General features: G+C 49.7%; 11 protein-coding genes and 1 other annotated feature. Of the genes, 1 reads left to right on the top strand and 10 read right to left on the bottom strand.

Features of this window, described 5'->3' with window-relative positions:
• Nucleotides 1–51: 51 nt before the first annotated feature.
• From smpB to pheS, 9 genes are all read right to left on the bottom strand, one after another.
• Complete coding sequence (gene smpB, locus DW826_RS12650; RefSeq protein ID WP_015554767.1) at nucleotides 52–522, bottom strand: SsrA-binding protein SmpB; 471 nt, start codon at nucleotides 520–522, stop codon at nucleotides 52–54.
• Nucleotides 523–659: 137 nt separating this feature from the next.
• The gene (locus DW826_RS12645) at nucleotides 660–2,990 is read right to left on the bottom strand and encodes an RNB domain-containing ribonuclease (RefSeq protein WP_117552902.1); all 2,331 of its coding nucleotides are present in this window, start codon (nucleotides 2,988–2,990) and stop codon (nucleotides 660–662) included.
• A 229-nt stretch (nucleotides 2,991–3,219) separates the two neighbouring features.
• Entirely contained in the window at nucleotides 3,220–3,453 is a 234-nt protein-coding gene (gene secG / locus DW826_RS12640) for a preprotein translocase subunit SecG (RefSeq protein ID WP_021906090.1), read from the bottom strand.
• Nucleotides 3,454–3,678: 225 nt separating this feature from the next.
• The gene (locus tag DW826_RS18295) at nucleotides 3,679–3,843 is read right to left on the bottom strand and encodes a hypothetical protein (RefSeq protein WP_181968065.1); all 165 of its coding nucleotides are present in this window, start codon (nucleotides 3,841–3,843) and stop codon (nucleotides 3,679–3,681) included.
• Nucleotides 3,844–4,011: 168 nt separating this feature from the next.
• Nucleotides 4,012–4,203 carry a hypothetical protein gene (locus DW826_RS12630; RefSeq protein WP_015554769.1) on the bottom strand — a complete coding sequence of 64 codons (192 nt, stop codon included), beginning with the start codon at nucleotides 4,201–4,203 and terminating at the stop codon, nucleotides 4,012–4,014.
• Between the two features lie 16 nt (nucleotides 4,204–4,219).
• The gene (locus DW826_RS12625) at nucleotides 4,220–4,996 is read right to left on the bottom strand and encodes an A24 family peptidase (protein ID WP_117469807.1); all 777 of its coding nucleotides are present in this window, start codon (nucleotides 4,994–4,996) and stop codon (nucleotides 4,220–4,222) included.
• A gap of 42 nt (nucleotides 4,997–5,038) precedes the next feature.
• A complete protein-coding gene (locus DW826_RS18880) occupies nucleotides 5,039–5,260 on the bottom strand; it encodes a hypothetical protein (protein ID WP_278286472.1) in 222 nt (73 codons plus the stop codon).
• Between the two features lie 343 nt (nucleotides 5,261–5,603).
• On the bottom strand, nucleotides 5,604–8,018 hold the full coding sequence (gene pheT / locus DW826_RS12615; RefSeq protein WP_117552900.1) for a phenylalanine--tRNA ligase subunit beta: 2,415 nt from the start codon (nucleotides 8,016–8,018) through the stop codon (nucleotides 5,604–5,606).
• Nucleotides 8,019–8,036: 18 nt separating this feature from the next.
• Nucleotides 8,037–9,059, bottom strand: a complete 1,023-nt coding sequence (gene pheS, locus DW826_RS12610) for a phenylalanine--tRNA ligase subunit alpha (protein WP_015554773.1) — start codon at nucleotides 9,057–9,059, stop codon at nucleotides 8,037–8,039.
• 230 nt (nucleotides 9,060–9,289) lie between these two features.
• Nucleotides 9,290–9,517: a binding site (T-box leader), on the bottom strand.
• A gap of 415 nt (nucleotides 9,518–9,932) precedes the next feature.
• Between pheS and DW826_RS12605 the strand changes: the two genes are divergently transcribed.
• A complete protein-coding gene (locus tag DW826_RS12605; protein WP_117469810.1) occupies nucleotides 9,933–10,397 on the top strand; it encodes a methylglyoxal synthase in 465 nt (154 codons plus the stop codon).
• Between the two features lie 145 nt (nucleotides 10,398–10,542).
• Here the strand turns inward: DW826_RS12605 and DW826_RS12600 are convergent, their stop codons facing one another.
• Nucleotides 10,543–11,019, bottom strand: a complete 477-nt coding sequence (locus tag DW826_RS12600) for a DUF523 domain-containing protein (protein WP_117552899.1) — start codon at nucleotides 11,017–11,019, stop codon at nucleotides 10,543–10,545.
• Nucleotides 11,020–11,237 lie beyond the last annotated feature (218 nt).

Raw genomic sequence — 11,237 nt, 5'->3', positions numbered from 1 at the left:
GGCATGTTCACAATTTATTTACTCATGCGTTTTTCGTGGTATAGATCCGCTCTAGTACAGGTTTTTCACCTTGAATTCCTTCTCCAGCTCTCTTCTCTGATCCTTCTTCGCGATATCAGCGCGCTTATCGTAGAGCTTCTTACCTCTTGCGAGACCAATCTCCACTTTTACGAGACTTCCCTTAAAGTATACCTGGAGCGGCACTAAGGTATAACCTTTTTCCTGGATCTTTCCCTTTAATTTGTTGATCTCGTAGCGGTGCATCAGGAGTTTTCTCTCGCGGAGCGGGTCCTTGTTGAAGATATTTCCCTTCTCATACGGGCTGATGTGCATGCCGTAGATCATGACCTCGTCGTTTGTGATCCGCACGAAGGATTCCTTGATGCTGCACTTGCCCATACGCATAGACTTTACTTCCGTTCCCGCAAGGGCAATACCGCACTCGAACTTATCGTCGATAAAGAAGTCGAAATACGCTTTTTTATTGTTCGCGATCAGCTTAAAGCCGCTGCTCTTTGCCATAATCCTATCCTCTTTTCTGTTCCGGCCGGGAACTCATCCGACCGGAACTTATCTCTATATTATAATACCATTTCACCGCAAAGCAATGTTTTCCGGGAAATTTTCGCCGCCAATCCGTCGTGTCCGAATCATTTCGCCTAATCAAATTTTCTTACCGGCAGAAAATCAATGGTCTTCAAATACCTGTCCACAGAGACCACCTGGATCTTCACCGTCTGTCCCAGCTTATATTTCTTTCTCGTCCGCTCTCCCACTAACTCATAGTGTTCCTCATCGAACACATAGTAATCGCCATCCAGGTTCGCAAGGCGTACCATGCCTTCCACAGTGTTCGGGAGTTCCACATAGAAACCGTAGTTGCTGATTCCAGAGATCACACCGGTGAATTCCTCGCCGATATGGTGTTCCATGAACTGGACCTTCTTCGCCTTGTCGGTCTCCCGCTCCGCCTCGTCCGCAAGGCGTTCCCTGGATGATGTCCAGACCGCAACCTCCGGCAGGATCTTCTCGTAGTGGGCAACGCGCTTCTTCGTGAGCTCACCGTGAAGATTCTCCTTGATGATCCGGTGGATCTGAAGATCCGGGTATCTGCGGATCGGTGAAGTAAAGTGGGTATAATAGTTCGCCGCAAGACCGAAATGTCCCATGCAGTCCGTCGTGTACTTCGCCTGTTTCATGGAGCGGAGCGCCAGTCTCGCGAGAAGCGCCTCCTCCGGGGATCCGGCCACCTTTGCAAGAAGCTTCTGCATCTCCTTCGGGTGAAGCTCTCCGTTCTGGAGACGGATCGAGTAACCGAAATTGTTGATCAGGATTCCGAAGCGCTTGATCTTCTCCCCATCCGGCTTCTCATGGCTGCGGTACAGGAACGGCGCCTGCTGCCAGTAGTAATCTTCCGCAACCGTCTCGTTGGCCGCCAGCATGCAGTCCTCGATCAGCATCGTCGCCGCATTCCGCTCGTATGGCTTGATCTCCACCGGGCGTCCCTTTGCGTCCAGGATGATCTTGCACTCCGGGAAATCGAAGTCCACAGCACCTCTCGCCATGCGCTTTTCTCTTAAGACGCGAGCGGTCTCGTCCAGAAGCAGGAACATCGGGACGAAATCCTCGTACTCTTCCAGGCACTTTTTCGCGAATTCAGCTTTCTCTTTCGCTGCGTCTTTCTTTTTCTCGAGATCATCTGCCTGTACATTTTTCAGACTCCGTTTCGATTTTTTCTGTTCATCATTCTCAAAACGCTCGTCCTGGTTCCGTCCTTTTGTCTCTTCTAACTCAGCGTCCTCCCCGCTATTCTTTCCATTCTTCGCTTCCAGGATCGCATTCACCGCCGTGTACGTCATTCTCCGGTCAATGTTCACCACAGACTCGCAGATCTTATGCCCCACAATAATACCCTTTTCATCGATATCCATAAGACAGCTCATCGCCAGCCTGTCACATCCTGCATTCAGGGAACAGATTCCGTTGGAAAGTCTGTGGGGCAGCATCGGGATCACGCGGTCCACAAGGTACACGCTGGTTCCCCGCTTGTACGCCTCCTCATCGAGAGGACTCTTCTCCTTTACATAATGGCTCACATCCGCGATGTGAACGCCGAGATGGTAGATCGTCTCCCCGTTTATCGTCTCCTTCGACACACTGACTGCATCGTCCAGATCCTTCGCATCCTCTCCATCGATGGTCACCATCGGCACATTTCGAAGGTCCACTCTTCCGTTCTTCTCGATCTCCTCCTCCACATATTCCGGCGAGAGCGCCTCCGGAACATGGGAGACCTCCTCCATCACCTCTTCCGGGAACTCCTCCGGCAACCCGTAGGCCCGGACGATGGACAGGATATCCACTCCCGGATCATTGATATGACCCAGAATTTCCTTTACATGGCCTTCCGGATTTTTATTTTTCGCCGCGTAAGTATCCAGCTTTACCACAACTTTGTGCCCGGATACCGCGCCATTTTCCTTTCCCTGGGGGATAAAGATATCCATGGTGATCCGCGGGTTGTCCGGGATCACGAAACCGAAATTCTTGTTTTTCTCGAAGGTTCCGATCAGGGTCTCGTTGGCATGCTTCAATACCTTTAAGACTCTCGCCTCCGTCCGGCCGCCTCTTCCGTTCTCATTGATGACGACCTGGACCGTATCCCCGTCCATGGCATCCCCGGTATCATCCGGCGGGATAAAGAGATCATCCTCCCTGCCCTCGATAGTCACAAAGCCGAAGCCCCGGTGATGAGCCGCAAAAACTCCCGTCTGGGCGAAGACCTCGGATCTCGCATATTTTCCCTTTTTCGAGATTCCAACCCTTCCAGACGCCACCAACTCATTTAAAACTTCTTCCAGCTCGCCGCACTGCTCCTTTGTGACACCAAGAAGCAGCGCCAGCTCTTTTAGTTTCATCGGAACATATGTCGGATCCTTCATCAGGTCCAGCAGCATATTTTTCCGCTCTTCCATTAACTTTTCTTCCATTCTTCTCCTTAAATAATATCCGGTAAAATCCAAACAATCTAAAAGTTCCCAGCGCAGTATTCACACCGGGCAGCCGCAAATGATCAAATTAATAAGATTCTGCAGACCATATTATAAATAATAAAGAGCGCGCCCTTTTGTCACCCGGAATCTTCATCGAAATTTCCTGTTAAACAAAAAACACTCCTGCACGGAAGTTATCGCTGCAAGAGTGTTCGTCATCTTAGAATTAAATTACCTTTAAATTTAATACCAGGGCAAGTACAAAAATCAGGATTGCCGCAATTTTTGTAAACTTTTCAAGGTTGCCTTCCATAGAACGGCCTTTATTTTTTCCCCAGTAGCTCTCAGCTACACCACTGATCGCGCCAAGTCCGGAAGTCTTTCCTTCCTGCATTAACACAATCACTGTCATTGCGATACATAAGATAACGAATACGATCGTCAGAATAATTCTAATCACCGACTACACCTCCTGTCCACAGATAAAGTCATCATAACATAAAAACTCAGGGCTGTCAATCTCCAGCTTGCGGCGCTGAAATCTCAGACAGCACGCGGGCAGTTACTGACATTGCCCGTGTACAGTAACTACGGACTTACTGTCTGCCGCGCTCGAAAGCGCATGGGGACGGTACGAAGCAGGCAGGCAGAAGAATGCCTGCCTGCTTCAGAAGTTTTTTACGGATCACTGGAGCTTTTTCCAGTCGATCCAGTCGCCGTAATAGACGGTCTGGTCTTCCCCGTTTTTCGTCCATATCTTATATGGGTAGGAGCTCCACGATAAGTCTGCGCTGAAACTGAACGTTTTATCCGCATTGTTTTCGTTTCCGGAAGATAAGATATTAGACATGGACTCCTCTCCCGGCACTGCCGCCAGATTTACAATATCAAAAAATGTATTGAGATAAAAAATGAGTGATGCTCGGTCTTTCAACCTGGCATCACTCGTTTTTCGTTGTTTCTTACCAACCCCGTTTGACAGATACCGTAAAATAGTTAAGTTTTTGGTTTAACTGTTTTACGAACACCCGGCATTGCAACGGATCATTTTTTGAGCCAGAAGATCCCGGATCGTCTCCGCGCAGAGTCTGGCATCCGGTTTCGCTCCTTCTTCGATCCGTTCTGAAATACACTCCTTCAGCACGCCTTTTTCCATATACGCGATCTTGATCCGGTAATTTCCAATCTCAATTCCCAAACAATTTTTCATCTTGAAGTTCTCCAATTCAGAACAGGTCAGTATACCAGCCGGTCAATTTTTCTCCGTATAATATCATAATAAAACAGGCCGCCGCGATCGCCGGGCCAAAAGGAACACGTTTTTCTTTCCGGAAAGACGCGAACCCCAGACCGAAGAGACAGCTTAAGATCAGGTAAAACAGGATCTCCCAGGCCGAGCTCAGGTAAAGTCCTGTCATAAAAAACAATTTGATATCGCCCCCGCCAAGGCTTTCCTTCCCTGTGAGCTTGTCAAAGACCAGAGATACGAGAAGCATCCCCCCGCCGAGGATCAATCCAAGGAAGAGACCTCCAAAGATTCTCTGGATCGGGTCCGGGAGAAACAGGGCGGTCGCTAAAAATATCACACAGCCCGCAATCTGCAGGCGGTCGGGGATGATCCATCCATGAAGGTCGGTCAGGCTGAGGATCATAAGGACTACTGTCAGAAGAATTCCCCTGAGACTCATCACAGACATGTCATAGCGATACACGATCATACAGCAGGCAATTCCCGATACCAGTTCCACAAAAAAGGCTTCTGCCGGTAGCTTTGCCCTGCAGTAGCGGCAGTGTCCTTTTAAAAGGAGCCAGGAAAACAGCGGGATCAAGTCCAGCACTCCCAGGACATGCCCGCAGTGGTCACAGTGGGACCGCCCGGCAAACACTGACTCTCCGGAAAGAAGCCGTCCCGCCGCGCAGTCCGCAAAGCTTCCGAGACAGCAGCCCAGGATGAATGTGATCGTTAGGATATATATTGTAATTCCCGGGCTGATGTGCAGCATATTGATACTCCTTTATCTTTTTGTCAAAGATCCTTTGTAGTCCTATCTTCGAGGGCCGAATGGGTTCTGTCCCTGGATCTTTCCTACGTTTCCATCCTCGTCGTAGTACGGGGCTGCCTGGATAATATTTTCGCCAGGCTTTGGTACATATCTGGACATTTCCGGCGTGATATCCACCATTGAGAGATCGATATATTCGATGCCAAGCTGGATCCGCAGTGTATCGATCAGCTGTTTTTCCGTTATATAGTTATGTTTGACCAGAGTCGTTCCCAGTCGTTCTTTTTCCTGTGCCTGATATTTTAATGCCTCGTCGAGCTACTCCTCCGTGATCAGCCCAGCCTCAAGAAACATATCCCCTAAACGTTTTGTATGCATAATTTGTCACCTCTGCAAGGATTCGGTCATATCTGACTGCCAATTTTCTGAACAGACATGTTCTTTTGTATTGTACCATAGGGAAACGTTCTTTTGTAATTTTTCTGGCCGAACGTCTGATTTTTATCTTCCAGCCTTTTTGTTTAAGCGAAAAAAACAGTCATCCGGTGCAGGTTCATGCCTGTATCAGATGACCGTTTTCAAATATTTGATCAATATTCCATTGATCCTACCGGATATCAGCTCCAAGACGGAACTTCAGGTTTCCGAGGATCTTCTTTACGAATCTCTCGATATCCTTCGGATCAAGTGCCTTGTCCTCCGGGACAAAGGTGATCTTAAATGCCATGCTCTTCTTACCCTTTCCGAGCTGCTCGCCGCGGTAGATATCGAAGAGCTCTGCGTCACCGACCTGCTTGCATGCCTTCCTGATCTCATTGATCAGGCTGCCGCAGCTTACATCCTCGTCAACGACCATAGCCAGGTCACGGGTAACCGTGTCATACTCGGAGATCGGTTTGTAGCGCAGACCTTCCGGCATATGGGAAGCAAGTGCCGCGAAGTCGATCTCACCGAGATAGATCTGGTTGTTTGCCTTGCTGTCTTTCGGGAGCTTTAACTCACCCGCAACGCTGTTTGCAAGCTTACCGAAGGAACCGACGCGCTCGCCATCACAGAGAATGTATGCGGAGATTCCCGGATGAAGATACGGAATATCCTCTGCTCTCTCGTAGTCGAAGCTTACGCCGAAGGAAGCTGCAAGCTCTTCCATGGTTCCTTTGACGGTAAAGAAGTCTTCTTCCTCGCCGAATGCCGCGAATCCCACATGCGGAATCTCATTCGGAAGTTCTGTAAGCGGAAGTGCCTTCGGATAGTACACGTTCGCGTACTCAAAGAAACGTCCTGCCGTGTTGCCCTTCTTCACATTCTCAACAACTGTATTCAGCATGGACGGAGCCAGGGTTGTTCTCATGATGGAAAGGTTTGTGGTGATCGGGTTTAACAGGCGGATCACGTTGCGCTCCTTCGCGTCCTCAGCGATATGAAGCGCGTCAAGGTCAGCGTCAGAGTAGAATGCCAGAGTGGATACCTCGAAATAGCCCTGGGATACCATCACCTGTTTTAATTTTGTTCTTCTCTTCTGTGCCGGGTTTAATCCACCGTTTGTAACTGCGGAATCCTTTAAGAAGGTCGGAACGATGTGCTCGTAACCGTATTCACGGATCACTTCCTCCGCGAGATCCGGCTCACCAACCTCGATATCCTCACGGTAGCGCGGTGCTGTCACAGTAAGAACATCACCGTCGCGCTCTACCTCGAAGCAGAGTCTGCGGAGAATGTCAAGAACATTCTCTGCCGGAACCTCGATGCCGAGGATCTTATTGATGCCACTCAATGTCGCGGTAAATTTCTTACCTTCTCTCGGTGCGCCTGCGCTCACATCGAATGCGCTGGCTGTGATCTCGCCGCAACCGAGTTCTTCGATCAGGTGAAGGGCCCGGGCCATACCGATCTCTACGGTATACTCAGCGATACCTTTCTCGTAGTGGCTGGACGCATCGGTGTTCTGTCCGAGGCTTCTCGCTGTCTTACGGATGTTGTCACGCATGAATTTTGCCGACTCAAAGAGAAGCTGCGTGGTGTTCTCTGTGATCTCACTGTTCATGCCGCCCATGATACCCGCAAGGGCTACCGGTTTGCTGCCGTCGCAGATCACGAGATTGTTCTCGTTTAACTTGAACTCTTTTCCGTCCAGAGTCTGGATCATCTCGCCGTTCTCCGCGCGGCGGACGATGATCTGGCTGCTCTCTAAGGTGCTCATATCGAAAGCATGCATCGGCTGTCCGATCTCAAGCATCACGTAGTTTGTGATATCGACCACATTGCTGATGCTCCTTAAGCCGCAGAGTGCTAACTGGCGGCGCATCCATCTCGGGGACTGGCCCGGAGTGATGTTTCTGACACCATGACCTAAGTAGCGCGGGCAGAGATCCTGTGCCTCTACTTTGATGTCAAGGTTTTCATATTTATAATCGCTCTCTTTGTAGTCGAGAGCCGGCATTTTAAGCGGTTTGTCTAAGACTGCGGCAACCTCTCTCGCGATTCCTAAAACAGACTGGCAGTCCGCACGGTTCGCCGTTACAGAGATGTCGAAGATATAGTCGTCTAAGCCAACGACTTTCGCGATATCTGTTCCCGGGACGGTGTCCTTCGGAAGGTCTAAGAGACCGTAGACCTCAGAACCTGGATACAGGTCCTCGTTTAAGCCCAGCTCTTCACCGGAGCAGAGCATACCGTTGGACTCGATGCCGCGCATCGGTTTTGCCTTGATCCTGATGCCGCCCGGAAGTGTGGAATTGTCGAGGGCTGCCGGTGTGTGCATTCCTGCATACACATTCGGGGCGCCTGTGACGATCTGGATATCGTTTCCATACTCGCCGCAGTCTACTTTACATGTGCAAAGATGCGTTCCCTCCACCGGGGTACATTCTTTTACAACACCGACAACGACACGGTCGATCTCAGCGGAGAGATCGATCAGTTCCTCTACCTCGAATCCGCAGCCGAAAAGCTTATCCTCTAACTCCTGGGCTGTCACGTCAATGTCAACATATTCTTTCAGCCAACTAAATGGTACTTTCATGATCTTCTCCCTCCCCTATTAGCCTTTGAACTGCTTCAGGAAACGAAGATCATTCTCATAAAGCAGGTTGATGTTGTTGATACCGTATTTTAACATGGCGATACGCTCGATACCGATACCGAAGGCGAGACCGGAATACTCATTCGGGTCGATGCCGCAGTTTTCAAGCACCTTGTGGTGTACGATACCGCCGCCGAGGACCTCGATCCAGCCGGTGTGTTTGCAGAGCGGGCAGCCTTTTCCACCGCACTCGAAGCAGCTTACATCGACCTCAACGCTCGGCTCCGTGAACGGGAAGTAGCTCGGACGGAGACGTGTCTTAACTTCGCTTCCGAAGATCGCCTGTACGAACTTGTCCAGCATACCCTGAAGGTCGCAGAGTGTGATCTTCTTATCCACAACAAGACCTTCCATCTGATGGAACATCGGGGAGTGGGTCGCGTCACTGTCGGAACGGAATACACGTCCCGGTGCCAGCATCTTGATCGGCGGCTTCTTCGCGTCCATGACACGGATCTGTCCCGGGCTTGTGTGGGTACGGAGCAAGATATCTTCCGCTACATAGAAGGTATCCTGCATATCTCTTGCCGGATGGTTCTTTGCAACGTTTAATCTTGTAAAGTTATGGTCGTCATCCTCGATCTCCGGGCCGTCGTAGATCTCGAAGCCCATTCCGGCGAAGACATCGATCATCTCGTTCTCTGTGACGGTGAGCGGATGAAGTCCTCCTGCCGGGCGCATCTTTGCCGGCATGGTGATGTCGACCTGCTCGCTCTTGTTGCGGGCTGCAAGCTCCAGCTCATCCATCTTATTTTTCATTTCCTGGTAGCGTGCTTCTACCTGATTCTTAAATTCGTTGATCGTCTTACCAACGTTCGGGCGCTCCTCCTTCGGAACGCTTCCAAGACCTTTCATCAGGTCCGCAATGCTGCCTTTCTTTCCAAGGAAGTTCTGCCAGAACTCACCAAGCTGTTCCTTGGACTCTACACTGCCGAGAGCGGCTTCCATCTGCTCTTTCAGTGCCTTGATCTTCTCTTCCATAGTCCACCTCATTCTTTCGGTATGGTTTGGTTATCTATCAGTGCGGCGGTCAGGCTTTTCTGCATGGCCATATCTTCTTGTTTTCGCTTTCACGAAAACAAGAAGCACGGGGCGTTCCCCGTATGATGATTTTTCCTGAAAAAGGCTTATGCAAGCGAGCTTGCAGCACCTTTCTCAGGAAAAATCATCGCATGGCTGAACTGTTAACATGAAAAAAGCCCCGTCCCGCGCTATGGGACGAAGCTGACTCTCCGTGGTACCACCCAGATTCCGCATGATTTATGTGCGGCACTCTAACGTCTGTAACGGGACTTCCCGTCCTGCACTACTGGAATTTCTTTCGCACAGGCTGCTCAAGAGTGAATTTACAAAAGTTTCCTTCGGAAGGTCTTTCAGCCGGTGAACCTTCTCTCTGTCATACCGGAATTTCCTTGTACTGTCTCTGTCATTGCGTTTTACACATTGACGATGGTAGCACAATCCGTAATGTTTGTCAAGTGGCGGGCAGTCCGTCGGAATGGGATCCATGTTTTAACCGTTACTGTTTACGCCTTGCGCAAACAGTAACTGATTTTGCCGATGCTTCGCATTCCAAATCGGCAAAATCCACTACCACCACTGTACTGTACGGAATTTTCAGTTCAGAAAATTCCTACCCGTGTACAGTAACTTTTAACCTTCCTTATTAATTTTCCGTTTATATCTGTGAATTTATTTCGAAACATTGCCCGCATTTCTTGACACAATTCCCGTTTTATGGCATTATCACCTTGTGGCAGCAAATTATCTGCATATTATCTTTTATTTCATCCATTCGCATTCGCAATATGCAGGTCTTTTCGAGACAACACCTGTCAAAAAGGAGGAATTTCTATGGATTTTCTGACACTGACCATCGGTAAACAGAAAAACATCGCTCTGATCGCCCATGACAGTAAGAAGCATGAGATGATCGAATGGTGCGAGGCAAATAAAGAGATCTTAAAGGGACATTTCCTGTGCGGCACAGGAACTACCGCGAGAATGATCACCGAAGCCACCGGTCTCCCGGTAAAGGGCTATAACAGCGGTCCTCTCGGCGGTGACCAGCAGATCGGCGCGAAGATCGTGGAGGGGCGCATCGACTTCGTTGTTTTCTTCTCCGATCCCCTGACTGCCCAGCCCCACGATCCCGACGTGAAGGCGCTTCTTCGGATCGCCCAGGTCTACGACATCCCGATCGCAAACAATAAGGCAACGGCAGATTTCATGATCTCCTCCCCGCTTATGAACGAGACATATGACCACCGGGTCATCAATTTCCATGAGGCGATCGCGGACAGGGCGAAGACGCTGTAAGATTATTGATTGCAACCAGGCGGCACAGATATCAGAAAAAGCAGAAAAACATTCAATGTGGATGTTCTTCTGCTTTTCTTACTTACCAGTATTTAACTATACATAGATCATTCTATATTTTTCTTATTCTTAAACCTCTAAACCATCAATTCAACTCTCCGCTGTTGATCACTGCTTCCAGTTCCTTCAGTTGGCTCTCCCCGTACACTTTCAGTCCATACCCGGCAAGCAGGGCCGCAGTCTTTCCCATTCCCTCGCGGAGTTTATGGGAAAAAGTCCCGTCATAGATGCCGTTTGAGCCGCATGACGGGCTTCTTTCTTTTAAAATCGCAATAGTGCAGTCATATTTTTTTGCCTCCCGGAGCGCAAAATCGGCGCCGAGGAGAAATTCTGCCGTGACGTCCCCGCCTTCCGTGTTCATGACCGCCTCGTCCGGCATATGGATCTCGGAGGCCGCCCGCGGGGTCGGAAGTCCGCCCGCCTGTTCCGGGCAGACCGGATGGAACTTTGCCTTTCCTTCCATTTTTTTCATAAAATCGAGCACATCCTGATTGCGGTTGTTCGAGCCGTCCCACTTGCAGTTTTCGCCGATGAGACAGGCACTGATCAATATCTGAAGCATAATTCTCCCTCTTTCAATGCACGCCGGACAGAGTTCCAGGCTCCTGCATCAACACATTCTGCTGCTCAGATGGCAGGAATCATCACACAGGTTTCTTATTTCTCTCAATCCGGCTGTATGATAAAAGCAGGATCGTCCCACACTTTTTCATGCGGAAGCGATCCTGCTTTCTTTCTATCTTTTCATAAGATCACGCTGCGTCTTCGTGATCCTATCTT

The organism is Clostridium sp. AM34-11AC, assembly GCF_003435375.1.
GTDB lineage: Bacteria > Bacillota > Clostridia > Lachnospirales > Lachnospiraceae > Pilosibacter > Pilosibacter fragilis.
This window is presented reverse-complemented; position numbering and strand designations above follow the sequence as displayed.